The sequence below is a fragment of the Synechococcus sp. PROS-U-1 genome, assembly GCF_014279755.1.
Classification (GTDB): Bacteria; Cyanobacteriota; Cyanobacteriia; order PCC-6307; family Cyanobiaceae; genus Parasynechococcus.
The window spans coordinates 102,124-127,324 of sequence record NZ_CP047951.1 but is presented as its reverse complement, the minus strand read 5'-3'; the positions used below and the strand labels follow the sequence as shown (position 1 = coordinate 127,324).

At 45.6% G+C, this 25,201-nt stretch carries 22 protein-coding genes and 1 tRNA gene; 11 read left to right on the top strand and 12 right to left on the bottom strand.

Annotation, left to right across the window (positions count from 1 at the left end):
* Nucleotides 1-213: 213 nt before the first annotated feature.
* Entirely contained in the window at nucleotides 214-2,394 is a 2,181-nt protein-coding gene (locus SynPROSU1_RS00610; protein ID WP_222929891.1) for a tetratricopeptide repeat protein, read from the top strand.
* Here the strand turns inward: SynPROSU1_RS00610 and SynPROSU1_RS00605 are convergent.
* The 6 genes from SynPROSU1_RS00605 to SynPROSU1_RS00580 all read right to left on the bottom strand — a co-directional run bounded on the left by SynPROSU1_RS00605 (nucleotide 2,361) and on the right by SynPROSU1_RS00580 (nucleotide 10,027).
* Nucleotides 2,361-4,511 (bottom strand): hypothetical protein, encoded by a 2,151-nt coding sequence (locus tag SynPROSU1_RS00605; protein WP_186571095.1) that lies wholly within the window; start codon nucleotides 4,509-4,511, stop codon nucleotides 2,361-2,363. The two genes, SynPROSU1_RS00610 and SynPROSU1_RS00605, sit on opposite strands and share 34 nt — an antisense overlap.
* Before the next feature lie 324 nt (nucleotides 4,512-4,835).
* Nucleotides 4,836-6,887 (bottom strand): hypothetical protein, encoded by a 2,052-nt coding sequence (locus SynPROSU1_RS00600; protein ID WP_186571094.1) that lies wholly within the window; start codon nucleotides 6,885-6,887, stop codon nucleotides 4,836-4,838.
* Nucleotides 6,796-7,533: a calcium-binding protein gene (locus SynPROSU1_RS00595; RefSeq protein ID WP_186571093.1), complete on the bottom strand. Its 738-nt coding sequence runs from the start codon at nucleotides 7,531-7,533 to the stop codon at nucleotides 6,796-6,798. The genes SynPROSU1_RS00600 and SynPROSU1_RS00595 overlap by 92 nt, the downstream gene beginning before the upstream one ends.
* A gap of 130 nt (nucleotides 7,534-7,663) precedes the next feature.
* Complete coding sequence (locus SynPROSU1_RS00590) at nucleotides 7,664-8,887, bottom strand: glycosyltransferase (protein ID WP_186571092.1); 1,224 nt, start codon at nucleotides 8,885-8,887, stop codon at nucleotides 7,664-7,666.
* Nucleotides 8,887-9,732: a hypothetical protein gene (locus tag SynPROSU1_RS00585; protein WP_255444718.1), complete on the bottom strand. Its 846-nt coding sequence runs from the start codon at nucleotides 9,730-9,732 to the stop codon at nucleotides 8,887-8,889. Before SynPROSU1_RS00585 ends, SynPROSU1_RS00590 begins: the two co-directional genes overlap by 1 nt.
* 67 nt (nucleotides 9,733-9,799) lie before the next feature.
* A complete protein-coding gene (locus SynPROSU1_RS00580; RefSeq protein WP_186571090.1) occupies nucleotides 9,800-10,027 on the bottom strand; it encodes a hypothetical protein in 228 nt (75 codons plus the stop codon).
* 368 nt (nucleotides 10,028-10,395) lie between these two features.
* Between SynPROSU1_RS00580 and SynPROSU1_RS00575 the strand changes: the two genes are divergently transcribed.
* Nucleotides 10,396-11,259, top strand: coding sequence for a glycosyltransferase family 4 protein (locus SynPROSU1_RS00575; RefSeq protein ID WP_186571089.1), 864 nt, complete (start codon nucleotides 10,396-10,398; stop codon nucleotides 11,257-11,259).
* Here SynPROSU1_RS00575 and SynPROSU1_RS00570 read toward each other — a convergent pair.
* Genes SynPROSU1_RS00570 through SynPROSU1_RS00560 form a run of 3 tightly spaced genes read right to left on the bottom strand, consistent with a single transcriptional unit; the run spans nucleotide 11,244 to nucleotide 14,290 of the window.
* The gene (locus tag SynPROSU1_RS00570; protein ID WP_186571088.1) at nucleotides 11,244-12,473 is read right to left on the bottom strand and encodes a glycosyltransferase; all 1,230 of its coding nucleotides are present in this window, start codon (nucleotides 12,471-12,473) and stop codon (nucleotides 11,244-11,246) included. The two genes, SynPROSU1_RS00575 and SynPROSU1_RS00570, sit on opposite strands and share 16 nt — an antisense overlap.
* Before the next feature lie 31 nt (nucleotides 12,474-12,504).
* Complete coding sequence (locus SynPROSU1_RS00565; protein ID WP_186571087.1) at nucleotides 12,505-13,425, bottom strand: hypothetical protein; 921 nt, start codon at nucleotides 13,423-13,425, stop codon at nucleotides 12,505-12,507.
* Between the two features lies 1 nt (nucleotide 13,426).
* The gene (locus SynPROSU1_RS00560; protein ID WP_186571086.1) at nucleotides 13,427-14,290 is read right to left on the bottom strand and encodes a calcium-binding protein; all 864 of its coding nucleotides are present in this window, start codon (nucleotides 14,288-14,290) and stop codon (nucleotides 13,427-13,429) included.
* A 221-nt stretch (nucleotides 14,291-14,511) separates the two neighbouring features.
* On the opposite strand from SynPROSU1_RS00560, the gene SynPROSU1_RS00555 reads away from it, so the two are divergent.
* From SynPROSU1_RS00555 to SynPROSU1_RS00545, 3 genes are read left to right on the top strand one after another with little or no spacing between them, the layout of a single operon-like run.
* Complete coding sequence (locus SynPROSU1_RS00555) at nucleotides 14,512-15,255, top strand: glycosyl transferase family 90 (protein WP_186571085.1); 744 nt, start codon at nucleotides 14,512-14,514, stop codon at nucleotides 15,253-15,255.
* On the top strand, nucleotides 15,246-16,430 hold the full coding sequence (locus SynPROSU1_RS00550; RefSeq protein WP_222929890.1) for a glycosyltransferase family 9 protein: 1,185 nt from the start codon (nucleotides 15,246-15,248) through the stop codon (nucleotides 16,428-16,430). The genes SynPROSU1_RS00555 and SynPROSU1_RS00550 overlap by 10 nt, the downstream gene beginning before the upstream one ends.
* Nucleotides 16,430-17,431, top strand: a complete 1,002-nt coding sequence (locus tag SynPROSU1_RS00545; protein ID WP_186571083.1) for a hypothetical protein — start codon at nucleotides 16,430-16,432, stop codon at nucleotides 17,429-17,431. Before SynPROSU1_RS00550 ends, SynPROSU1_RS00545 begins: the two co-directional genes overlap by 1 nt.
* On the opposite strand, the gene SynPROSU1_RS00540 is transcribed toward SynPROSU1_RS00545, so the two are convergent.
* Together SynPROSU1_RS00540 and SynPROSU1_RS00535 are read right to left on the bottom strand one after the other, a co-directional pair.
* Nucleotides 17,374-18,243: a hypothetical protein gene (locus SynPROSU1_RS00540; protein ID WP_186571082.1), complete on the bottom strand. Its 870-nt coding sequence runs from the start codon at nucleotides 18,241-18,243 to the stop codon at nucleotides 17,374-17,376. The two genes, SynPROSU1_RS00545 and SynPROSU1_RS00540, sit on opposite strands and share 58 nt — an antisense overlap.
* Before the next feature lie 26 nt (nucleotides 18,244-18,269).
* Nucleotides 18,270-18,341: transfer RNA gene (locus SynPROSU1_RS00535), tRNA-Gly, on the bottom strand.
* A gap of 179 nt (nucleotides 18,342-18,520) precedes the next feature.
* On the opposite strand from SynPROSU1_RS00535, the gene SynPROSU1_RS00530 reads away from it, so the two are divergent.
* Genes SynPROSU1_RS00530 through SynPROSU1_RS00510 form a run of 5 tightly spaced genes read left to right on the top strand, consistent with a single transcriptional unit; the run spans nucleotide 18,521 to nucleotide 23,002 of the window.
* Nucleotides 18,521-19,249 carry a glycosyltransferase family 32 protein gene (locus tag SynPROSU1_RS00530; protein WP_186571081.1) on the top strand — a complete coding sequence of 243 codons (729 nt, stop codon included), beginning with the start codon at nucleotides 18,521-18,523 and terminating at the stop codon, nucleotides 19,247-19,249.
* Nucleotides 19,246-20,100, top strand: a complete 855-nt coding sequence (locus tag SynPROSU1_RS00525) for an FkbM family methyltransferase (RefSeq protein ID WP_186571080.1) — start codon at nucleotides 19,246-19,248, stop codon at nucleotides 20,098-20,100. The genes SynPROSU1_RS00530 and SynPROSU1_RS00525 overlap by 4 nt, the downstream gene beginning before the upstream one ends.
* A gap of 37 nt (nucleotides 20,101-20,137) precedes the next feature.
* The gene (locus SynPROSU1_RS00520; RefSeq protein ID WP_186571079.1) at nucleotides 20,138-21,073 is read left to right on the top strand and encodes a hypothetical protein; all 936 of its coding nucleotides are present in this window, start codon (nucleotides 20,138-20,140) and stop codon (nucleotides 21,071-21,073) included.
* A gap of 1 nt (nucleotide 21,074) precedes the next feature.
* Nucleotides 21,075-22,262: a glycosyltransferase 61 family protein gene (locus SynPROSU1_RS00515; RefSeq protein WP_186571078.1), complete on the top strand. Its 1,188-nt coding sequence runs from the start codon at nucleotides 21,075-21,077 to the stop codon at nucleotides 22,260-22,262.
* Nucleotides 22,229-23,002, top strand: coding sequence for a methyltransferase domain-containing protein (locus tag SynPROSU1_RS00510; protein ID WP_186571077.1), 774 nt, complete (start codon nucleotides 22,229-22,231; stop codon nucleotides 23,000-23,002). Before SynPROSU1_RS00515 ends, SynPROSU1_RS00510 begins: the two co-directional genes overlap by 34 nt.
* Here the strand turns inward: SynPROSU1_RS00510 and SynPROSU1_RS00505 are convergent.
* Nucleotides 22,967-24,055, bottom strand: a complete 1,089-nt coding sequence (locus SynPROSU1_RS00505) for a DUF563 domain-containing protein (RefSeq protein WP_222929889.1) — start codon at nucleotides 24,053-24,055, stop codon at nucleotides 22,967-22,969. The two genes, SynPROSU1_RS00510 and SynPROSU1_RS00505, sit on opposite strands and share 36 nt — an antisense overlap.
* Between SynPROSU1_RS00505 and SynPROSU1_RS00500 the strand changes: the two genes are divergently transcribed.
* Nucleotides 24,054-25,184 carry a hypothetical protein gene (locus SynPROSU1_RS00500; protein WP_186571075.1) on the top strand — a complete coding sequence of 377 codons (1,131 nt, stop codon included), beginning with the start codon at nucleotides 24,054-24,056 and terminating at the stop codon, nucleotides 25,182-25,184. The genes SynPROSU1_RS00505 and SynPROSU1_RS00500 overlap by 2 nt on opposite strands.
* Nucleotides 25,185-25,201: the final 17 nt, after the last annotated feature.

The window sequence follows — 25,201 nt, the reverse complement described above, 5'->3', positions numbered from 1 at the left end:
TCAGGAGAAGCAGGAAGAGATGCGAGACAAGTGTCACAAAAAGCATCTAAGTCAGATACTGGCAGAGAGCTAGCCAAATGCAGGAGGTTGCCCTGATCACTATTGTGCATACGACGGGAGACATGAGGAACACTCAAATTCTTGAGATAGCTATTCTATATCAGGATGAAGCCGTAAAAGAAGCAATATAATAGGTTATCTACGAAAATATCCTTGGACACTCAGCAGATTCGCGAGAAGGCATGGGCACTTCATCAAAAGGGCGGCTTAGAGGAAGCTGAGAGATTATACCGAATGCTCATTGAAGAATGCTCAAAAAAAGGGGAAATTGATTCAAGAGACGCCATTAACCTTGGAGGATTATTAAGACAACAAGGAAGGCTTAAAGAAGCCGAAAAGCATTACAAAAATACTCTAGAATTGATTCCGGAATGCATTCAACTGAGAGCCAATGCAATAAATCTATTCATCGAAGCCAGAAAACTTGAGGAAGCAGAGAATTTAAATATTGCAGGTCTTAAATTAAACCCTGAAGACCGCACTCTACTTGAAACATTTGGCCGAGTTTCTTTAGGAAAACAAGAGTATCAGAAGGCAAAAAGTACGTTCGAAAAGCTTTTGAAGTTAGACAAACACAACATCAATGGATTTCTAGGCCTTGGCCAAGCAATGGACGCACTTGGTAATTGGGAAGAGGCATTAGAGATCTTTCAAGAAATGAAAAAATTACATCCAAAGGACGAGAGAGGAACGACAAATCAACTTCTAATGCTTCAAAGACTTGGACGTCATAGAGAAGCAGAAGTAATCTATGCAAATTTAGACCCAAATCAGAAAGCTAGTGTCCAAATTAAAACTGCATTAGCAAATCTATTGATGGATAAACAGGATAACGAAACTGCGGAGAGACTGCTATCAAATTTGTGCATGGAAGATCCTTATAATAGCAGCCACTGGCTTAACCATGCGGCGACGCTAAAAGCTTTAAAGCACAATAATGCAAGCTGTAGGGTTATTAAAGAGGGAATAAAGCGAGAACCATTGAATAGTGATTTAAAGCTAGCCTTAGGACAATCATTGGCGGAAATGGGTCGACACAAAGCAGCAATTAGTTGCGTATTAGAGGCAAGTAATAACTTTAACTCTATGAATGCAACATACTTAACCAATATTCAGTTTATTGGTGCGGGATATAACCTGATTGAGAGTATTGAAAGAAAGAGAATTGCTCGTGAGTGGGAAGGAAAAACTCAGAGAGAAGGTGTTGGAGCACTCTGGGGGGACAGAATCAGATCTAACATGAGAAAAAGACCTTTAAGAATAGGATACTTATCTGCTGATTTCACGACACATCCAGTAGGTCGCTTTATATATCCGGTACTCAAAAATCATAATAAGAATGAAGTGACAGTCGTTGGAATTACATGTGGGCCTCATGAAGACATATTGACTCATAAAATAAGGATGGAGTGCGATGAATGGGTGAACATAAATTATAGGACAGACTTAGAAGCTGCTCGCATACTTTCTGACAAACAGCTAGACATTCTGGTTGAGCTTGGTGGCTATACGGCTCATAATAGACTAGGTGTTTTAGTACACAAACCCGCACCTCTACAGTTCAGTTATCTAGGTTATTATGCTCCAACATATCTAAAATGCATTGATGGATGGATAGGAGATAAAGAATTATTTGGTGGTCTGAACTCAACCGATAGTGAATCGCATAAGCTATTGCTTGTGAAGGGTGGATATATGTCATTTTTCCCGGAGGCTATGCCAAAAATAGCGGCGATCAGAGAAGTGCGTCAATTACAATTTGGCTGCTTCAATCATGCCAGAAAATTAACTCATGAATGCATAGAATTGTTCTGCAACGTGATGAGAGAGACACACAGAGAAACCAAATTGCTACTAAAAAGCATCAGCTTTGTAGAAAAAGTAGAACAACATCGTATAAAAAAAATGTTCGCGGAAGCAGGACTTGCAGAAGATAAACTAATTACTTTGCCTTGGGTTGAAGGATGGGATAACCACATGAAAATGTATAATGAAATTGATATCGCTTTGGACCCAATACCATACGGTGGAGCAACAACAACGTGCGAAGCGTTAATAATGGGAGTACCTGTATTGAGCTTAGCTGGGGAAGGAATGGTTGGCAGGCTAAGCACTAGCATTTTAATTAATGCAGGGCTATCGAAATGGGTAGCAAAAGATAAAATTGAATATATCAACAAAGCCAAATCTATATGTAATAACAACCACCTCAGCAAAGAAGAAAGAGAGCAGGTAAGATATCAATTAATGTCTTCATCCCTAGGAGATCCAAAACGCTTAGCGAGAGAATTAGAAAAAATCTATGATAATGAACAAAGATTACGAAATTCATAGCACAAATGATTTAGCAAATCTGATGCATCACCAAGAGGTGTATTTATAATTTTTTTACGCCAAAAATCTCTATTGGAACGGAGCCACATCAAGTTATCAACTTGCTTTAAAGCCATGTCAATATAATCCGCTTCAGACGATGCACAGAACTCTGGCATTTCAGCGCCATTCAAAACAGCTGTACTCATTCGACTAACGTAACTTGAACCAGACTTGGTAATTACAGGTACGCCCATCCATAAAGCCTCACAAGTAGTTGTGCAGCCACCGTTGGGGAAGCAATCTAAGCCAATATCGACTTCGGAGTACTGATTTAAATGGTCCTCATGGCTGGCTGCGAGAGGTAACCAAACTACTTGTTCAGTATTAAGACCCTGACGGAGCATTCGACGACGTAGAAGTTCTTGTGTTCCAGGATCAGAAGAAGAATTAGCCTTCAGAACTAGTCTAGAGTCTGGACATCTGCGTAAAATTTCTCCCCACAATTTAAGAGTCTGATCCGAAAGCTTACGATTATGATTAAAACTTCCAAAACGTACCGGACCAGCAGGTGGCCCAGTAACGTCTAACTTACCTTCTGCAAAATGTGGTGATGGATCCCATGCAATAAAACATCGTTGTAAACGAAGTAATTTTTCAGTGTGCCATTCTTTATGATCAGAGGGGAAAAGTGAATTATCGCCAATCCAATAGTCAATACAGGGATTTCCTGTAGAGGCAAAGTAACCAAGATAATTAACCTGAATAGGAGCCAGTCTATTTGCAAATCCCTTTTGAAATTCACCGCCAGTCCAGCCAGCAAGATCAATAACGACATCGAATCCAGAGTTACGAATACTACGAATACGATCTTCAAAACTCTTCAAACCCAAATCCAAAACCGAAACAGAATCAAGAGAAGAAAATAAATCAAACAATTCAGTTCCATTATTACGATTATCGGAAACTCCAACCAGAGAATGTGAAACATTATTGGCAGAGCTTGCATGCCTAAGAAAAGAATACAAAAAACGAGAGACAGGGTGAGGAGTTATATCTGGAGTGATCCAACCAACTCTTAAATTAGAGCATGGATTATGCACTAATTGAGATTCTTTAATCATATGTTGATTTGTCTGGAAAAAGGTAGATGCAAGATCGCGAGACAATGACGACTCAATGCTAGACAAATGGTAAATCATATTAGATAGTTGTCCCTTGGATTCACTTATCAAAGGATGGCGATATTTCTGCAAAAGAAATGGAAACCAACTAACTCGACCAGTAGCCTCATAACTAGTAATTTGGTTTGAAATATGTCTTGTGCGCGAGCGGAGATGTAGCTTTCCATAGGATCTCAATAGAAGGGAAGCCCGTAGTGCAATTGATGGCTGCCGTTGTAATAACTTAATTTGTATGATCATCGGAAGCACTCTAGGATGATCACCAAGTCTGTTATAGGCTTCATTAAGAGCTTTCAAAGTTAGAGATGTGCTTTGAGCATCAATACATGTCTCTGCAAAGTGGATTAACAAAGCTGGATTTGTCGGTAATTTTTGAACCAACGTATGTAATAAATTGAGAGCACCGTCAAACTCACGTTTCAGCATCAAGTACCGGGCGACCTGACGACGATATTCAATACAATCTTTTAAGGGAAAATTATCTAAAAATGACTTTGCACTATCAGCACCCTTGGTGGAGAATCGAAAGATTATCCAAGCAATTTGAGTAAAGAGGCTGCTAGATTTTTCGTTCGAAAGACATTCATGAATAGCTGCAAACTGGGCTTTCAAATCAAGGCCTGTTTGGTTTATAGATGCAAGACAACGCAATTTTATATAAGCCCAAGGAATATCACTGCAATTCTTAATTGATGGACTTAGTTTTTCATAGATTTCCAAAACCTTATCGAAATTCAAAAGCTCACAGTGGAGATAGCATAAAAGCCATAATCCAACTTTATCAGAGGGGTTACATGTTAAAAAGACAAGGATATGGCTTTCAGCTTGTAAATAATGTTCTTGGCGAATATTTATAATAGCGGCTTCTAAAGAAGCCGATGAAACGCCGCTAGACTGTTTACAAGGAAATTCAAGAAGACGTTGCTCTAGTACAGAAAAGTGAATTGCCATCATTATCGAAATTCCTAATCATAATACTACAAGCTGGAATCAATTGGACGAAGCAACCAGACAAAGCAAAAAATACAAATCAAATTAAACTAACAATAGCAACTATGTCTCTAATATACTTCTCGCAAATTAAAAATAAAAAAGGGGGCTAGAGCCCCCATCATATTTCTAGAACGAAAAAAAAGGGGGGGGAGCAAAGCTCCCCCCCCGTTTAACTGTAGGTGACTGCAGAAGAATCAGGATTCAAATGCAGTGATGTCAGCAGCCGAAATGGTAACAGTAGTCAGTGAAGAGTGTGCACCGATGATTGTCAACGATCCACCGACATCACCAGAGAAGGTGGTGTAAGTAGAGTCGAGGGCATAGGACATAGGACACAACTGCATTGGTAACACCTGCACCCATAGTGGCGGTGTCGAAGCCAAGAACAAGAGAGTTACCAGTGCTTGCAGAAGCATTGCCGGCAACAAACGAGAGTGTATCGCTACCAGAGTTCGTACCGAAGAAGTAGGTCGTCTCGGTAGGAGCACCTGTCATTCCGTCTCCAAAGAGGAAACTGTCATTACCGACGCCACCACCGATCGAAGATCCGGCGAGGGCCATAGTTGCTGAATAGGTAAAGACAAGTGTGTCATCACCTGATCCACCCATGATCGATGCGGCACTGACGTTGCCGCCAACACTCACAAAGTCATCACCTGCACCACTGTTCAGGCTTCCACCAGTAATACCAGCGATGAAGTAAATGGTATCTGCACCGGCACCACCAAGGACGGTGTTAGTTAGAGCGGCACTAAACAAAGTGAGAGAGTCGTTACCAGAAGCACCTTGGACAGTGGAAGCTGTGACATCAGCAAAGTTGAAGCTGTCAGCACCAGAGGCACCAACAACGCTCGAGGCTGTGATGCCTGCAAAACCAGTCAGGAAGGTTGCAGCGTCAGTCGAACCAAGGACAGTGGAGTCGGAAAGGACACCAGCGCCGTCAAAGACAAGAGTGTCATTTCCGGTTCCAGCTTCGATGTTGGAGCTGGAAATATTGGTGGCGAAGTTGAAGGCCAGAGAGTCGTCACCAGATCCACCCAGAACAGAGGCAGAGTTAGTTGTAGCTGCTCCGCTCGTGATGTAATCGTCGCCTGCTCCACCAAGGATGGAGGAGACACGAACTGTTCCAGCGCCTGCAATTTCGATGGTGTCAGCACCTGCACCGCCATAGACGGTGGAAGAACTCAGGTGGAGTGCTTCGAAAGTATCTTCACCTGCTCCGGCGTGGATATAGGAAGTAGAAGCACCGACAGTAAATGCAAGTGAATCCGCTCCTGAATCGGTACTGCCGTCGGAAGCACCAAAGATGGAAGAAGCGTGAACTGCACCAGCAATTTGGATGCTGTCATCACCCTTGTTGCCAAGGACTTGTGATGCAGAAATAACACCGGCAACTTCAACAAGGTCGTCGTCTGCACCACCCTGAACCGACGAGCTGGTAATACCACCATCAAAATTGAAGGTGTCATTACCTGCGTTACCTTGCATGGTGGAGGAACTCAATGTTCCGAACAGACTCAGAGAATCTGCACCGTCATCAGTGGTGATTGCATTGCCTGCACCATAAATACTTGACTTAATGACATCGCTAGCGAGCACAAAGGTATCCTTACCCTTGTTACCAGCAATCTCAGACGTGGTAACAGTCGTTTGAGCAGAGATGAAATCTTTGTCAGCACCACCAAAGACGGCACCACGATTAATTAAATTGGTGAAATCCAGGGTGTCATTTCCGGCATTGCCGTAAATGGTCGAAGCTGTAACGCTTCCAGCAAGTGAAATGTAATCAGAACCGTCAGCCGTGGAGCCAGCAGAACCACCGTAGACAGTGGAATTCGTGGAAACACCTTGAATGTTGAAGGTGTCATCACCCTTGTTGCCGGAAACAGCCGCGCTGGAAACCTGGCCGACCAAGGAAATAAAGTCACCATCAGCCCCAGACTTGAGGACAGATTGATTCAGAGCATCCGCCAAGAAAATGGTGTCTGAACCACCATTACCCTGAATGGTTGAGCTGGAAACAACACCGGAGACGTAAAGGGAGTCAGCGCCATCAGCGGTAGTGATGGCATTACCAGCACCGTAAATACTGGACTTCTCAATGCCACCTTCAAAGGTGAAGGTGTCAGCACCTTTGTTGCCAGAGACCTCTGAAGTAACTGCAGACTTCAAGTAGAGAGAGTCGTTACCAGCACCAGCAAGAGCAGTTGTGTTGGTGACATTGTCATTGAGATGAATGGTGTCACTACCAGCACCTGCGGAGACGTAAGAAACCAGAGGCTGTGCCGCTGACATAAATGGTGTCTGCACCGTCAGCAGTGTTAGTTGCGGCAGCATTGCCGTAAACGGAACTGCTATTGAGGGCACCCTTAATGGCAAGAGAGTCGGCACCCAGACCAGCCACTACGTAGGAACTGCTAGAAGCAGCACCACTGATGAATATGCTGTCGTTATTGGCACCACCGAAAACTGTGGTAGCTGTTGAAGCCCCACCAATGGTGATGGTGTCTTTACCAGCGCCACCACTCAGATAGGCACCGGAAGCGGTTCCGCTGATGTAGATGGTGTCGTTGCCATCGGTAGATTCAGCGGCTCCGGCGTTGCCGTAGATGGTGGTGCCATCGATCGCATCTGCGATGTAGATGGAGTCAGTACCGAGACCACCGAGCAAGGAGTTGCTGTTGCCTTCGGTCTTGACATAAATCGTGTCATCACCTGCATCACCACTCACAGTGGAGTTGGAGACGGTGGTGTTGAAGGCGAGCGAATCATTGCCTGTGCCGCCCAGGATCGACGCGCCATCGGAGGCAACTGCCGAATAGATCGTGTCATTACCGGCGCCCAAGTCGGCAATGTCATTGCCGCCAACGCCCGTCAGGGTGTCGTTACCAGCCAGAGCGGTAATGGAATCAGCCGTTGCGGAATTGGCGGTTAGCTCATCCGCTGTGCTGGTTCCAGTGATGGAGTTGTAACTCGAAGTCATGGAGGTCGATTTCAGACGTGGTGGGTGGGTTGATCTCCTCACTACCGCACCCACCAAGGGGGCGGCGTGTGCGCAACATACCTATTGCACGGTCCATTTATATCTGAAATAACCGTCCTGCACAAGGATTTCAGGCGGTTTGGTCGGTGTCCTCGCACAGAACCGCTCGCCATTGACGTAGTCCTTCCGCTGCGCTGTACTTTGAAGCCGCAATCCGAGCCCCTGCCGAACAGTGCCTGCGCACCTCGGATTCATTTAGAAAACGGTGCATGGCCTCCACCTGCATATCTTCATTCCAAAAGTCAACCAACAGACCAGATTGCTGGTGCTCCATCACCTCCAGAACAGGCGCCGTGCTACTGGCCACGATGGCGCAGCCAGCTGCCATAGCTTCGAGCAAACTCCAGCTCAGCACAAAAGGAACGGTGAGATAAAGATGCACGTCGCTGCACTGGAGCAGCTGCTCGTATTGTTCGTTCTGCAAGATGCCGAGCCAATGGGTTCGGGCGGGATCCAAATCCAGTTCGTCGTTTGCCCACTGGCGCCAGCTGCGGCCATCGGTGCGAGGCGAGCCGTAGGCAATCTCATCGGATCCCGCTAGAAGCAAATGAACACTGGGACGTTCCCGCTGAAGCCGCGCCAACGAATGCATGGCCTGAGGGAAGCCGCGATACTCCTCAAAACAGCGGCTTAGATAGGTGACCACTTCGATGTCACCTGGTGGCAAGCAGAAGGGACGCTGCTTTGGTATTTGGTGGCGAAGGGCCTGTAAGCGAGGAACGTCGATACCTTCGTGAATCACCCGTAAACGAGGCCGGATCCACGAAGGGAATTGCTCCTGTTGCCAGGTTGTAGGAGTGATCGCAATATCGACATCCGCCAGCTCGAGCAAAATCTGGGCATTCCAAGTGCGCAAGCGAAGCCGGTGATCGTCTGAAACTCCTTCAGGACGAAGAAACGCCAGATCACTCCCGTCAGCGTTGTAATACCACTCGAACAAGGCGACACGCCTAGCCGTCGGGAAAACATCCGACAGGTAAAGGCCATTGCCGAAACCCACATGGTTGACGATCACGTCAGGGTACCAACCTTGCTGTTTCAAGTCACATGCAGCGCGAAAGGTGGCTTGACCTAAAACAACTGCCGACTCACAACGCCTTAAAAATGGGTGAACGTGGGGTCCACCAGTATCGCGATGAGAACGAACGGGTAGAAGTCGATACCCCGTTACGTCAGGTGCATGCCACTCGTTGGATTGGGCCAGAAAGATCAAATCGTGGCCTTCTGCAACCAATGCAGGGATCAACCGCCGGAACTGAGCCGGATGGTTGATGTGACTGAACAGAATCCGCACTAAGGAGCAGACGCCTGTGCAGGCTCCACAATAAAAATCTGCCGGTAGTTCTCGAGCAGCCACCCCGGGATCTGCCGTTCCGCATCAGCCACCTGCATAGTGCCGGGCTTGAAGTACAACATGGCAATGAGCAAGGCATTCACAGCCCCGGGCCTGCCGAAACCTCCTCCCTGGCTTTGATCAAGAGCTTTTAGTGCCGCTTGCATGAACTGCTCATCCTCAGGACGACGCTGCTCTTGTTGGATGCCGGAACGAACCATGGCCCAGTAACGATCCCCGAAATCGCCAGCCCAAACCCCTTCCAGGTCTGCCTCAGGCGCCTGACGGATGAGCTCCACCAACTGAATACGCACGTCCATCAGCTCAGTGCAGATCTCACGATCTTCCGGATCGATGTAGTACAGATTGGAGAGACCCAGAATCCTGTTGAGCTGAATCCTGTTTCCAAGCAACTCCTGAAGACTCGAAGGAAACGGTCCGAAATCGGGAGCAGCCTGTGCTTGAGATACCTGAGCAGCAGAATCTTGGGGGAATGACTGCTCTAGATAAATTTGGCTGTAGGCAGCCGACAGCCATGCCGGCAGATTCATCTCCGGATTGGCAACCTGCATCAACCCTCTAGGTGAATACAGAAAAACAGCCAGAATGAGCTGAGGGCCAAGGGGCTGCTGCAGGCCACCCTGCATTAACACCTGGTTTATGCGGTCACGCATGGCCACTTGCTCAGTGGTGAAGGTGGTTTGGGGAGTCAACTGACGAATCAATTCAACCGTGACCGTGCCGAACTGAGATTTCCAGAGGGGTTCAAGCTGATCAGCAGGAGCGGCAAGCCAGAAGCGAGCCATTGCGTCACGATGTCCCTCCGCGGAAGCAGTTCCCAGAGACCAGGTTTGATCGGGAAGGGTCACCATTTCAGAAATATCTTTTTCGAATTTTACCGGCTGAAAGCCGCACTAGTCGAAATTCGAGTACCGCCAGCCACCAGGTGAGCGCGGCGATCATCAGCAACATCACCAGCGGCGACAACATGATCTGAACGATCCAGACCTGGCCGCGCGTCAGCAGCCAAAGCAAAGAAATCAGATATGGCACAGTACACAGAACCGGCAGCAACCAACGTTGCCAGCGGCTGCGGATCAACCAGTGGCGCAAGCGCTGAAGAAGTGAGAGTCTCATGGAATACGAATGATTGAGCCCTGAATATTCTGCTGGTTACGAATCTGTATCCACCACAGGAACTGGGCGGATACGGACGTTGCATGAGCGACTTCTGCTGGGGACTCCAACAGAGGGGCCATCAGGTTTCGGTGCTGTGTAGCGATGCTCCTTACCTTGGCCCATCAACTCACGGGCCGAACGGAGAGCCGGTCCAACGCAAATTGCAACTGAAAGGCAGCTTCCATAACGGCGTTTCAGAAATGCGAGATCCAGCCGGAAGAGCCCGCATCGACCAGACAAACCAAAGCCTGCTCAAAACATTCAGAAATGGGCACTGGGATGCCGTTTTGGTGGGAAACCTGGACCTCCTGGGCGCAGAACTCCTGCCGTCCCTGCTGAGCTTCGGGGTGCCGGTGGTGCATCACGTGGGATTCGTCGCCCCCCCATATCCGGTGGCATCAGCACCGCTCAGCCCCCAATTCCGCATCTCACCCGCCAGTGAAGCGGTGCGAACCAGCCTGATTCAGGCCGGTTTCTCCATCCCCAAGAACCGGGTGATCTATCCCGGTGCACGCGATGATCTTCTGGGCCCAGCTGCCACAGGACGTTCTCTACCCAGCCCACTCTCAGGGCATGCCAAGCCGATCGGCACAACAAGCAATCCGTTGAAACTCTGTTTTGCCGGCTTGCTGATGGGCAGCAAGGGCGCCCACACCGTGATCCAAGCCATGGTTGGTCTGCAAAACCAAGGCATCCATGTCAGGGCCACAATCGCCGGTGCCGCTTTCCAGCCCGAATACCAAACGGCCCTGGAGGACCTGCTCGAACGGCATGGCATGAAGGATCAGGTGTTGTTCTGCGGAAACCTGAACCGTCCACAGCTTGCCCGGATGTACGGCCTCCATCATGTGGGCGTTTTCGCTTCGATTTACCCTGAAGCCTTCGGCATTGTGGCTGCAGAAATCCAAGCCAGCGGCCTGGCCCTGATCAGCAGTGGCGTCGGCGGCGCCGCCGAAGTTCTCGACCATGGCCAGACCGGACTTCGCTTCCAGCCTGGCAATGCCGAAGACCTGGCCCAACAACTGGCCTGGCTCGCACAGCGGCCGGAAGATCTTCGACGGATTGCCCGGGATGGGCAGAACAGCGTGAGGCAACATTTCAGCGTTCGCGCAAGCAGCCTTGAGCTGGAACGCCTGCTTCAGGACCGGGGCTGAGCCCCGCCGGCAGCGGTAACAGCCAGGACGGCTTCCAACTTCGGCAGCATCCTCTGCTGATCCCAATGAAGTGCTCGAGCACGGGCCCGTTCACTGAATCCTCGGCGCAAGCCTGGATCAGCCAGCAGCGAGAGAATCCGTTGCGACAATAGCTGCGGGTCCTGCATCGGAACCAGCAGGCCCTCCACACCATCCGTGATCGCTTCCTCAACCGGCATGCCGCGGCTGGCGACGATGGCACAACCGCAGGCCATGGCCTCGAGCAGGCTCCACCCCATCACGAAGGGATAGCTCAGATAAACATGCACCCAGCTGGCCTGGAGGATTCCAACCAGGTGTTCGTGAGGAATGCGGCCAAGGAAATGGATGCGGCTGCAATCCATGCTCCCCTGCAATTCCTTCAGCATCACATCCTTGAGGGGGCGTCCACTGGGATGGCCACTGCCATAGCCCCGTTCGTTGTCCCCCACCACAAGCACGCGCAACCGCGGATGGGTCCGCAGCACAGGCGGCAAGGCACGCATGAACAGGTCAAATCCCCGCAAGCGCTCCAGGTTGCGATTCACAAACGTGACCGTTGGAACGGAACGATCAATAAAATGACCCGCAACGGTGTAATTCACATCCGGATTAGGACAGGCCTGCGCCGTGGAGATGCCCTCATGAATCACATGCAACCGATCATCCTGCAGTGAAATCGGCAGGCTGGCGGCCTGGTGCCGCGTCGGCATCACCCAAGCCTCAGCCTGAGCCAGGGCTGCACGAGTGAAGGTGTTTCGCGCCAGTTGATCAAGCTGCTTGCTCAGGTCCGACGGCGGGAGCAACGGGTCATGGCCGTGGCCGCCATGCTCAGGCAACACCCACAGCTCGGGCCAGAGCACTTGGGGCACCTCAGGCCAAACCTCACGCAAGGCCAGGGACTCCCCCCAGCCCGTGTGCACAGCAATGCAGTCGGGTCGCCATCCCTCTTGATCCAACTGGGCGCACAACCTGGCCACATCAGCGGCTCTATGCAGATGATCGTGGGCCAAGGATGAACCCTGCGGGAGATCATCCCGGCGGGGAGGCTCGGCGTAGCGAAGGATCCGGCAGTTCACGCCAGTCGGGCGCTGGTGCGAGCAGATCGCCACCAATTCATGGCCCTGCTTTTGCAAGTAGGGAGCCAACTGCCGAAACTGGCCTGGAAAATTCTGATGAATGAGCAGCAGCCGCATCAGGCCCGACCTCCACGACAGACGAACATTGTCAGCGCGCCTCCTCCAGATCCTGCCGAAGCCGAAGCCCCAGGGCGGCTTTGCGTGAGACCCACCACGCCGACACCTGCCGTTGCAGTTGATCCATTTGGTGTGGATCCTTCAGAAGGGCTTCCACCTCCGCAAGAGCAACAGCCCAGCTCGGGAAAATTGGCAAGGGGAAATCAGGACCCAGCAACGTGACTGCCTGCTGCTGACGCTCCACCACCAGCGGCAGACAGCCCATCTGCAGGCTTTCGTAGAGGCGGAAGGTGTCAAAGTGACGATCTCCTTCCGGGCACAGGGCAAACACGCTGTCTTGGAGGCGTTGGCGGTACTGCGCCAAGGGAAGACCCACTCCGAAATGACGGCCCCCGAAGAAATGCCCCTGGGGCAGCTTGCTTAAAAAGAGGGAGGTGGCCAGCAAGCGGTGACCTGATCGCCAGAGCGTGCCCATGAAAGCCCAAGGGAAAGAGCGTTGTGAGGCCAATAGGCCTGGACCGCTTCCCAGAAATTCGCGTCGCGGCCCGATGGGGAAATTGCGGATCAGCACACGCTGCTGATGGTCAAAGCGTGGATACCAAAAATTACGCCAGACCGTTGTGCCGTTGGGCAGTTGGGGATACAACACGTCGCCATCCAAGCCTTCCTCATCGCTGAGATGCACCAGCACGAATGGTCCACTTTTGGCGATCTGCTTGAGACGATGCTGACGTTGTTCCTGTTGAAGCGTCAGCCGCTGTGGATCCAACTGCCGCTCCAAGCGCAGCAGACCAGTTTCCACCAAAAGGCGCGGCATCTCATGGCTCACTGCTGCTGCGGCATCAGAGCGAGCCTCCCTCACATCAAGGGGTTGCAACAAACTCGCCACCCAAGCCCGCTCAAACTGACGTTCTGGATCACAGCCCCAGATCAGCTGGATACTGGCCGTCATTTCAATCGTCCTCAGGCCTTGGGATCAGGGAATGAAATGAGGTGCCCCAGTGTTGGAGCTCGAACCAACTGGCGTAGGAAAAACAGGGTTTCCAAAGGCGAAACGTCTTGGCCAGACCCAGGGTGGCAGCACTCTCGAGCGGGGAGATGAAGCTGGTGTCTTGGTCCATCCAGTGCGGCTGGTTTACCCAATGCTGCAGCTGGTCATGACTGAGAAAAAAACAACCAGCATGGGGATTCTGGGGTACCTCCAAGGCAACTTCGCCGCCTGGAGCGTTCAACACAACCGTTTCAGACTGACGCAACGAAAGTTTCTCAAGCTCTGCAGTGTCCAGAGGGCCGTCGATGAAGAAACGGTCCACCCAATGCGGCTCCCGTGACAGCTCCACCCGCTGAGGCAATAGAACGTCTTCTGGCCCCATCAACGACTGAAACCATCTCAGTTTCTGGAAGAACTGGAGGTCATGAATCACCAGATCATCCTCTAGATAGCCATAGAAGTCATACCCCTGATCGAGCTGTGAAGCGAGATAACGCTGAGCTTCGAATCCGAGCATCAGGCCGCTGTTGGGAGTTGTCGAAACCTCATGCGTGAACTGGTCGTAGCCAGGCTCCAAGCGATCCAGAACCGTATGCTCACCATCAGTTATCACACGGATGTCAATCTTGTGGCGATAGGCGTCGTTCGTACGACAGATCACGCGATCGGCCATGTGCAGCATGTATTGCTGCGTTCCAAGGCGCCGAAGGGCCAACAACTGGTTTTGTAGCGCCAAACACCGGGGGGCAGGATTGGGCCGCAACGACTGGTGTCTGCGGTTTCCCTTGGGATCCCAGTAATGGACAATCGCCAGCAGGATTTTCATGGGCGGCAGACTACCCGGAGTTCTCCGGTCAGCAGGCGAAAGGACACACCATGCCAGCAAGCTCCCGCCTTCGCGATGAGGTGATCGTCGTTCAGCTCCACTCTGATGGCAGCAACGAGGTTCAGCTGCCGTCAAATTTGGAGAAAGGCTTGTTAACGCGAGTTCAAGCCTGTAGGGGATTCATTCACCATGCAGCGCATCGATTTCGACAGCTGGGACACGTGACTCTTCGTTTCGCGATTCAGTTGCATGACGATGAGCCCAGCTGCCCCAGCTTTCTGATCGATGCGGCAGCTGATCAGAACCCCAATCAATTACCTCTAATCCCAGACTTCTACTGCCTGGGCAGCCAAGGCTATGCAGCCCTTCGCCAACGATTTGCAGAGCTGCCTGACTGGCATAGGCGATTGCCCATCGCTATCTGGCGAGGGGCTAGCACTGGCGCTGGAGAACTCCGGCTGGACACATTCAACAGCTTGCAGCGCTATCAACTCTGCCGACACTCGCTAGAGGATCCAGGATGGCTGGATGCCCGCTTCAGTGCAGTGGTGCAAACAGCAACAGTCGAGGCCAATCAGGTGATCCGTCAACATCTCGTTGAACTCGACCTGCTGCGTCCCCGCATGGAGCCTGAACACATGGGACTACACCGTTGGCTTATTGATATCGACGGCAACGTGAATTCTTGGGGCCTGCTGTGGAAGTTACTAAGCGGCAGCTGCATCCTACGCGTTGAAAGTAAGCGCCAACAGTGGTTCTACCGGCATCTCAAGACCTGGCACACCCACGTGCCGATCGCAGCAGACCTGAATGACCTGCCTGAAAAACTAGCCTGGTGCCGACAGCATCAGACAGACTGCTCAGCAATCGCTCAAACCGGACAGCAAGTGGCTGAGCAGGTGGTGAACGACCTCCAAAACGAAATGGAGCGTGCCGTGGAGATCTACTCAGAGCGATGGCTTTAACCAATTGGACGGCCGAACAATGGTGCAACGGAGGGGCGGCGCTAATGCGATCAGATCTGCCCCTTGCTCGCCGCATGTTGAACCAAAGCGTGCAGCTGAAGCCGGAGACCTCGGTAGCCTGGTTCAATCTCGGCCTCGCTTTACATCAACAGCGACGCATTCCTGCAGCAATCAGGGCCTATCGGCAAGCACTGAGCCTGCCCAACGCACCAGTAAGCAACGTATTGAGCAACCTCAGTCAAGACCTGCTGTTGGTCGGTTGTTTCAACGAGGGGTGGGAGGCCTATGAACACCGGCTCACAGACCCAAAATACGATCACAGCTTTTTCAAATCGCACTTGGGGCCAGCCTGGGACGGCCCAGGCGACACAAGACCCTGTGAGCATCTGATACTGATTGCAGAGCAAGGGTTTGGCGACACGCTGCAATTCATGAGGCTGGCCCTACTGCTGCAGAGACAGGGAATCACCACCAGCCTGTTCTGCCAATCGGCCTTAATACCACTGCTACAGAAACAAACCGATCTCCAGAACGTCATTGACAACTGTCCAATCTCAATCTTCCAAGCCGGCAGCCGCTGGTGTCCTTTAATGAGCCTTCCGCACCGCCTAGGCATAAACCAACACAGCATCCCTTACAAAAGCGGATACATCGAAGTTGATGCGAAACGACAATCGTTGTGGCGGCAGCGGTTGAAACGAAAGCCAGGCCATCGCCTAATTGGCCTTCACTGGCAGGGCAACGCAGAGCACGAACAAAAGATCTATTCGATAGGGCGGTCATTCCCGTTCCAGACATTGAGAAAACTAAATACGTTGAAAGACACAGAATTCATCGCTATTCAGAAAGGAGAAGGACTAAAACAATTAAACCTTGAGGAGGGAATGCACTTCGTTGAAGGACATGAAGAATTCTGTAAAACGATGGAATTCGAGGACACAGCAGCTGTACTAGCTAATTGCGATCTGTTGATCAGTAGTGACAGTGGCGTTGTACATCTAGCAGGCGCGATGGGCATACCATGCTGGGTAGCTCTCCGCTGGATTCCTGAATGGAGATGGGGGTTGAGCGGAGAAACGAGCAACTGGTATGAAAGCGTTCGACTCTTTAGGCAGACGAACAATGGAGAATGGACAAATGTATTCGATCAAATGATTAAAGAGTTAAAAAGCTAATGAAAGTGATCGCGCTAACTGATTCAATTGCTCCCTGGCATAGCTTTTGGATACGCTTCGGTCAATACATAGAGGATATGCCATACAGGATAGAAGTACACCAGGACGTGGGTGAAACTGAAAGACTGAAAAGAGGTGACATGCTTTTCTTTTACAGATACTCCGAGAGCTGGGGGAACCTGGCCTACAAGCTGAGGGAATTAAGAAAAAAGGGAGTCTTCATAACAACAGACATTGACGACTGCATTTGGGAGGCGCCAATGGGGTGGAGCAAAGTTAGAAAAAAAAATCTTACATTAGCAATAAAGGAATGCAATGTAGTGACATGCAGCACAATAGAACTCTATATGTTACTTAGTATAATCGTACCAAACACAAAGATTTTAATAATTAAAAACTCTACTCCAAAACGCGAATCATACAGCTCAAACAATAAAAAAAAGTACGATGCCAATGAGACTATACTTTGCTGGAGCGGGGCACCTTGGACACGAACAAAAGATCTAGAAATACTGAGACCTTTAGCGAACTGGGCAAAAGGAAATACAAATTTAAGGTGGCTTCATGTAGGCCATGCAGATAACAGAGCAACTTTTGCGAGCTGCTTAGGACTAAGGGATATTGATATCGACATTGTCAAGCTAAACAGCTACAAAAAATACTTGAAAAACATCAGAGGAAACATTGGTCTTGCCCCAGTCTCAAGCAATGCCTTCAATACATACAAAAGTGACATCAAGCTATTAGAATACAGTGGCGCCAAAATGACATGGATAGCAAGCGATACACCTGCATACCGAGAATTATGCAACCGATGGGATATAGAAGGTAGATTATGCAAAAAGCCTGAAGAATGGATCGAACACTTAAAGGAGCTTCTCAGTGCAGGAAAACTCGAGGAAGAATGCAAAAAAATGCAATTCCTTTCAAATAAACACGATCATTACGAAAATACACCCAAACAATGGGAAGAGATATTCAAAGAGGCGCAAAATTCTTGATGACGAATTGAAAGCAGATTATAAATAGACTGGGGGTAGTCTTGACACCAAGTGGGAATTGGAGATGGATGGACTACCCGAGGCATTACCGTTGGGCAAGCGTAAACCGGTGCAAACTGCCGAGCTGATTCACAGAAGCTCCAGTGTTCACAACCACAATCACCATTCCAATATTGATTAAATTTGCGGACTATGCCTAAGTCAACAAGAGCTAGTCCTCCGAAGGCTGAAGAGACAGAAACTGGCAGGCGCGCCTGCCAGCGCCAGCGATCTAACGGATGAGTAAACGGATTTTCAGCAAAAGAGATACCTCCATATCCGTACAAATCGCGCAAAGCCCATGAGTCATAATAACTATAAGGGAAATGACCGAATATATCAGGAACATTTTGAACAGACGAAGCACACATCATCGAAGAGAAACGATATTTAAACTTCCAGCGAAAGAGCTCAAGGACATTATTCAAAGAAAGAGATATATCCGCATCAACAATCAAGAGCCAAGGCAAAGTAGAGTTTAGCAGTGGTTCCAATGCAATATTCCGGCAGCGAGCAAGGCGTTGAGTTCTTAGTTTGTCCTGCGAAAAAGAAGCAAAGGGAGATTCATTGAAGTCGTCTACAGACAAGTAAGCATGACGAGTCTTTAACCAGCCAGACAATACGTCGCGAGTTTTATCTGATGAATCATTCTCATAAAAAGAGTAGACAATGCTATCAAAAACAAATGATGACTCTATGGACTCAAGGAATTTGAAGAAGGAAGCAAGGTTATGCTCTTCATCTCTTAAAATGCTGAGAATGCCCAGTTCCACAAACAGGAAAGAGGGAAAAAGTATTAAGCGGATGAAGAGATTCGAACTCTCGACCCTCTCCTTGGCAAGGAGATGCTCTACCACTGAGCTACATCCGCAAAAGCCAGGAAAACCCCGCTTGAGAACTATCATGCACCACAGAGGGCCCCGAAGTCAACCGCAAGGGAGGAGACATGCAGTACAGAGCAAAGATGGTGAAGGGAGACTGCCATAGAATGTAATTGTCGCAAGACAAAGGAATTGGTACAGTAAGATAGAGCAGGAAAATAAAGATCTGATGCATCAAACCAACTTTTTACATAGCATAGCGATTACAAATGAAAAAGCCTTTGAATTAGGACCAATAATTAGACATCATATAGAAATATTCAAAGCGTTTCATCCAACATGCAAACACATCTTGTGGGATAACGAGATGGCAAGGCGATTAATTACAGAAAGGTTCGAAAATAGAGTAATAAGAGCTTACGAAAAGCTTATACCTAGTGCATATAAGGCTGACCTCGCAAGGTTATGCATATTGTACGAGTTCGGGGGAATATATTCGGACTTGAGTATTTTATATATCAACACAATGGATCACCTATTAAAAGGTGAAACCAAAACCTTCATGTTTCGTTTAGACTGGAATCCAGGCTCGGTACATAACGCAATAATCCTAACCAAAAGAAAGGCAGAAATAATAGGGGAATTAATACTGAAAGTTGTAGAAAATGTTGAGAGCGAATATTACGGAGAAACAGAACTAGATCCGACAGGACCGGAGATGATATCTAAACACCTGAAAAGAAGAAAGATTAAAGAGTTCGGCAATACAAAATTATGTCTGAAAGATATACCTCTTCAATTATTTTACAGCAAGAACGAAAATCAAGAGTACCCAATAGCATTAAGGTACAAGCCAACATTGGGTGCAGCGGGGCTTGGAAGTCTGGGTGCTAAAGGATTTGAAGAGAATCCATACACGAAAGCATGGCATAATAGGAGCGTATACAACGAGTTATGAACATACTGCACATTGGAGCCTCAGATGGCGAAGAAATTAATTTTTACGATTATTGTGGTGCTGAAACACTTGTCTATGTAGAGCCTGATATTCATGCATTAAAAAAGTTAAAAGAGAACATAGCAAAATATCAACAAGCAATCAATGCAGGAATGGTTATCCATGTGTTGAACAAAGCGTGCTCTGACAGGATAGGAGAGAAGATAGTACTTAAAGCGAATGGAAAAGGTCAATCATCAATTTTAGATATCGGTCCAAGAACGAAAAGCTGGGTAGGGGACGAATTCGAAGAATATGAAGTCGAGACTACAACCATAAATAAGATTATGGATACAAACTGTAGCTCGTACGCAAACGACTACATCTGCATTGATACGCAGGGTTACGAATACACGATAATGAAAGATGTCAACAAGGAGAAATTTAGAGAAAAGTTTGCGATGGTAGATATAGAAATAATGACCGATCCTTACCAGTACAACATAGAAGAAGGACAACATAAAAGATTGATTTACCTTTTGCTAAATCTGGGGTATGAGCCTGTAGCTATACCAATGGATAAGACCGAAAGCTATCTATTTTTAAAAAGCGACTTTTACCAAAGAAATAAAGCATGGATGGATATCTTGATAAAAGAGAGTGCTTATAAATGTGAACAGGAGCTTTTTAAAGAAGCGCTTAAAAAAGACGATGTAGATATAGGTTCAAATTATATAAAAACGATATTGATGACCTCTAAAGGGTTTCATCCATTATTAAAGGTAACAGGACAAGTACATGAGAGCAAATTGGATAAATTTAGGAAGGTTTTATTCGAGAAAATAACAAATGTATCGAACTTACTCATATGATATGAATAAGAAACTATTGCGGCAAAGAAACAATCTGGTGTTTTTAGCAGAACCAGATCGTTATGGACGCTTTGGTCATCAGAGCTTCTCACTATTATCAGCTTGGGCTTTAGCACACAGATACAATTGCGAATTTTTACCGACGAAGTACTCATATTTTGCGTATAGACATAATGATCATGTTGATTTTAGCAGATCGATAAAAGCATTCGGTCAAAGTAGCAATGATATAGAAAGATATGAGGAATTAAAAGGAAAGAATCATGACGAGAATGGAAACACGAAATATAACTTGAGTGATATATCCGATATCAGTAAATTCGAGACAGAGATAGAGAAGATAAGTCGTAAACAGGGAAAGAGTCTAGTCAAACTACCATTTGACCAAACACCAGGTTCTCTTATATGGCGTATGAATAATGCAATGAAAGACGACATAAGAAACATATTTGGAGTGCATGAAAAGACAAGATATAAACAGAAAAAAGTTTGCTTGCATATAAGAAGAGGTGATGTACAAGAGGTAAATCATCCAAATTGGTATATAGATGATCGATATTATAAAAATCTTGTGAGAGATCTATACAAAGAGTGTAGTGACCAGATTGAGATAACGATATTAACGCAAGGTGATAATATCTGGGAAAGTAGAGATGAATTCAAAGGAATGAGGCGTAATGGCTTTTTAAAGGTTAGCTCAACAAGTAGTCAATGGACAAACGATTTTGAGGTCAGAGATTTCAGAACAATGTTAGATTGTGATTTATTGATAGCGGGTCAATCGAGCTTTTCAATGCTGGCAGATATAGTAAGAAATGGTGAGATTGAACTATCATTGATTAAAAATGTGCATTCAAGACCACCTCATGATATATATACAAGAAATATAATAAAAGCCGAAGTCGATCTGAATAATGACGGGCAATCGGAGAAAACTATAAAATACATCAAAGATAATATTTTGAAGATTTGAGATGAAAGTAACAAACGACATAAAGACCTGGCTGAGTGCTTGTCATAGCGAAATAGTTGGATTAAGTATAAATAAGAGTGCCAACAAAAGTTGTAATGAAATAGAAGGGTCTATTTATATCGAACTTACAAAAAAAGATGAATTTAATAAGGGGTTGTCCAAAAACAGCCTCGAATGGTTACTAGAACGAAAATACAGCGAGGAGCATTGGTCAGCTACAGGAATAATTCTCAAAGCTCGAAATCAAAAAATAGCATATTACTTTTTCAATAATAAAGATGATAAATATTTCATTATGAATGAAGCAGGAGTTGGCTATCAAGATAGTCTGGCATATGATTATTTTTACCGGAGGTTAAATAATAGTAGCAATCAAAAACTTGAGATTAATTTAAAGGATGAAAGTCTTATAATATTTCCGAGGGGTCAGTATGGTCACTTTATATTTGATGAAGTAATACCAGCGCTAACAAACTTCTATGGTTGGAAAGAAACAGCGCCAAAAGAAATATATTTACTGATGTCGCAGGATTGGCAACTAAAGACACTAGAGGCAATATGCCAAGATATGTTTGATCTTATACCAACAATACAAGTTTTAAAGTTACCTCAATGCAATCTAAATATTACAATTAGTGGGGGTTTATTTACCATACCCAGTTACCTCAAAACGCTTGAACAGTATGCATCTAGCAGATATAAAAAAGAAAAAGCAAAAAAACAATCAAAATACGAAATAATCTACTTATCAAGAGAAGGATTTGATAGTCAGAAATTACAAAGAGTAGTGAATACACCTGCAATCCTACAAATGATGGAAGAGATGGGAGCAGATATAATAAAACCACATGAAATAGAATTAAAAGATTTAATGCAACGAGCAAGTTCTGCAAAGTTAATTATTTCAGAACCAGGTACAACGCCGTTAATTGGTTATATAGCTGGAGGAGGAAGAGCACAATTTATACATTTGTTATCTAAAAGGTGTATAACAGAATGTCCACGTCACTACATGTATTCAGGATGGAGATATCATGTGCCTTGGATGAAAAGAATAAAAGCTGTAATTTGGGGTCAGCCGGTAGAGGCGTACGATAATCCATTTTCGGACAGATGCATATATAATGAGAAGGACGTTAGAGCAGCATTGACGAAATGGAAAAAAGAAGACTTAATGGAAGAGATTTAATCAAGGATCATCTCGAGGATAAAGGATTAGAATATTCACAATACTCGGAGAATAATATCAATCCATATGTACTTAAAATGGTAGAAAATATTGTAAAAGACAAAAAAAATCATACAAAGAGATTATGTATAATAGAATTTGGTGCAAGAGCTGGGATACTAGGTAATATTCTAATGCAACACTACAAACAAATAAGGTATATAGGAATTGAGCCAGAACCGCCATCAGTTACATACCAACCACTATTTAAAGATAAATGTGAAACTTTATTGAAAAGCAATACAGGGAACAAGATTTTACAGAAAGCTGATATAATTATTTATGCAGATGTTTTGGAACATCTAAGTGATCCGTGGACTCACCTAAAGAAAATTAATTTAAGCTGTAGAGAGAATACAAAAATTGTTGCTTCAGTTCCAAATTACTTTCATCATTCCGCACAAAGACTATTGTCAAAATATAGATTCGACTATGAGGAATGGGGAGTATTGGATCTTACACACATGAGATTTTTCGGATTAGAAAATATAGTCGAAATGTTCGAGGAGTGTGGTTGGGAAGTTAAAAAAGATAAAATTATCCCAGTATTTGACCCTGAAGGACAGAAAATAGTGGAGAGAATAAAAAAGGATGGTAGATATACCTGGAAGGAGGGAAAGTTGAGTTGGGAGATAGAATCAGAACTTGATGCAATTAAACTGGGATCATATCAGTTTGTCGTTGAGTGCGAGAAAAGATGATAACTCTCTGCATACCATATACGGGTCTATACTATTGCTTGAATTAGACTCATAAATGACACGTTTTAATTTTAAACTGAGGTAATTGGCTATAAACCAAAACGTTGAAGGATGATAGTTTGAGGGAAGTAACTCCAAAATCAATGTGCCAGGTTGACAGGCTAATATATTTGTCATAGCAGCGCCATGAGGAGAAATTACAACGCAAGCATTAGATAATGTGGACCATTGCTCAGCGGTACTGAGAGATGCACAATCAATGATTTTAACATCATAGATTTTAACCAAGAGTTGTTCGAGTAATGGTTCATTTGAAATATTTCTTCCATTTTTTCCATTACCGCGGCGCAAATAGACAATGTGATTGGATTTAGAACTTTTATTCTGAGAGACAAGAAACGAGGTTATTTTTGAATTCAATAAATGGATAGTAGATGAAGAAAGATAAGAGGGCTGCGGTCTATTGATAAATACTACATCTTCGATAGAATAACTAGCAGGCGGCATAAAGAGAAAAGATTCTAACATGTCTGGAAAAAAGCATGAAATTATTTTTTGAATAAGTGCAGTCTTTCGTCCAATAAGTAAAATTTTCTTAGAGCTATCAAATGAATTGTGAGCAAATATATACATGATTTTTGGGCAAATATCCATCATGAAATGATAGTAGTTTTCAGAATCTGAACTCCACGAAACTAGATAAAAAGAACCAGATAAAGCAACAGCTGAAGAAGTTAGTTTCGGGAAAATATGCTGTTCTGGCCATAACTTGCGAGAAATAACGGTGATTACAGGGGAAGGACTAATATTATTCAACTCGTTACAAGAATTATTTGAGAAAACTGAATGACAATTAAAAATGACTTCTACATTAGTGCAAGAAATAAAATCAGACTTATTTTTTATAGGTTCTGCTACAAAAAAAATATTACCTACTTGATGCCATATGTTATATTGTTGATGAGAAGTAAGCACATCTTGTGACACCTGAGTCTCGAAAGAGAGGACATTAAAGCGAAAATCAACAAAATTTAATAAGTTATTTATCTGCATGGCTTTTCTTTATATTATAGCACCAGTAAAATCATTGAATTCAAAACAGAGATTGTCTGTCGGGCCAGAGGCAAGCGAAGCAAGGAGTATAATAAAAAAAATTAGAGTAAAATTGAAGCAAGCACTATTAAGTCTATTTTCAAATGAGGCAATAATTAATTTGATTCGAACTATAGAGAAAGAAAAAGTGTGCGTTAAGTATAGAACTCAACTTTTAAGCGAAAATATAATGACTTCCTATGGATTGTATGCGGCAACATGCGAGCATGGCTATTTTAATAAAGAGCAATATAACATTGAGCCCGATAGTTTAAGAAATATTATAAATATGAAAGGTACGGGAATGCAGAGTAGTAAATGGGAAGATGGCGACAGCATATTCGTAGTCGGAGAAAGGATTGAGGAATTGGCATATTATATTGCAAAAAGAGAAAGTAATAAAAAAAGCCTTATTATTATAATAGGAAGAAGTGACAGAGATATTAACGAGAAGTGTATTCAATTACTATTAAGTACCGGAAAAGTGGCTCATATTTTCGCACAAAATTGTGTCTATCGAATGCATTCAGTCACAAATATACCACTTGGTATAGAAAACAATGGTTTCATGGGATCAACAAATCCTAGAAACCATCCAGAGATAATTAAAAGGATATTGATGCAAAAACAAGTAAATGAGTACGAAAGGGTTAGAAGAATAATAGTTGCATTTAGTTTGCATACAAATAAAAAAGAGAGAGTTCGCGCCATGAAAGCGGCTATTAAAAATCAATACTGTATATATAATCCTCCTCGAAAAGGAGTACTTGAAGATCAAATTCAATTTTATGAAAATCTATGCAGATACACTCATTGCCTTTGTCCTGTGGGTAACGGGATAGATACACATCGCTTTTGGCTAGCTTATTTGTTTGGTGCGCTACCAGTCATTAATAATGAGACTCTGTACAAGGGTTTGCCTGGAATAAGTTATTACTGTGTCAACGAGTGGGAAGATATTAATAAACCAGAATTTATAAGAAAAGTTGAACATTATAGGTGGGAACACGATAATAGAATATTATGTCTGAGGTTAGACTATTGGGCAAACAAGATTTTAGATGTCAAACGAAGAATCAGACAGCTATAGTCAAAACAGGAAATACC

What these genes read in the sequence shown, in the direction of transcription:
- SynPROSU1_RS00605 (WP_186571095.1), bottom strand. Translation starts at nt 4,511, where the DNA reads ATGATGGCAATTCACTTTTCTGTACTAGAGCAACGTCTTCTTGAATTT.
- SynPROSU1_RS00600 (WP_186571094.1), bottom strand. Translation starts at nt 6,887, where the DNA reads ATGCTGCCGCAACTAACACTGCTGACGGTGCAGACACCATTTATGTCA.
- SynPROSU1_RS00595 (WP_186571093.1), bottom strand. Translation starts at nt 7,533, where the DNA reads ATGACTTCGAGTTACAACTCCATCACTGGAACCAGCACAGCGGATGAG.
- SynPROSU1_RS00585 (WP_255444718.1), bottom strand. Translation starts at nt 9,732, where the DNA reads ATGGCTCGCTTCTGGCTTGCCGCTCCTGCTGATCAGCTTGAACCCCTC.
- SynPROSU1_RS00570 (WP_186571088.1), bottom strand. Translation starts at nt 12,473, where the DNA reads ATGCGGCTGCTGCTCATTCATCAGAATTTTCCAGGCCAGTTTCGGCAG.
- SynPROSU1_RS00565 (WP_186571087.1), bottom strand. Translation starts at nt 13,425, where the DNA reads ATGACGGCCAGTATCCAGCTGATCTGGGGCTGTGATCCAGAACGTCAG.
- SynPROSU1_RS00560 (WP_186571086.1), bottom strand. Translation starts at nt 14,290, where the DNA reads ATGAAAATCCTGCTGGCGATTGTCCATTACTGGGATCCCAAGGGAAAC.
- SynPROSU1_RS00550 (WP_222929890.1), top strand. Translation starts at nt 15,246, where the DNA reads ATGGCTTTAACCAATTGGACGGCCGAACAATGGTGCAACGGAGGGGCG.
- SynPROSU1_RS00545 (WP_186571083.1), top strand. Translation starts at nt 16,430, where the DNA reads ATGAAAGTGATCGCGCTAACTGATTCAATTGCTCCCTGGCATAGCTTT.
- SynPROSU1_RS00530 (WP_186571081.1), top strand. Translation starts at nt 18,521, where the DNA reads ATGCATCAAACCAACTTTTTACATAGCATAGCGATTACAAATGAAAAA.
- SynPROSU1_RS00525 (WP_186571080.1), top strand. Translation starts at nt 19,246, where the DNA reads ATGAACATACTGCACATTGGAGCCTCAGATGGCGAAGAAATTAATTTT.
- SynPROSU1_RS00515 (WP_186571078.1), top strand. Translation starts at nt 21,075, where the DNA reads ATGAAAGTAACAAACGACATAAAGACCTGGCTGAGTGCTTGTCATAGC.
- SynPROSU1_RS00510 (WP_186571077.1), top strand. Translation starts at nt 22,229, where the DNA reads ATGGAAAAAAGAAGACTTAATGGAAGAGATTTAATCAAGGATCATCTC.
- SynPROSU1_RS00500 (WP_186571075.1), top strand. Translation starts at nt 24,054, where the DNA reads ATGGCTTTTCTTTATATTATAGCACCAGTAAAATCATTGAATTCAAAA.
- SynPROSU1_RS00505 (WP_222929889.1), bottom strand. Translation starts at nt 24,055, where the DNA reads ATGCAGATAAATAACTTATTAAATTTTGTTGATTTTCGCTTTAATGTC.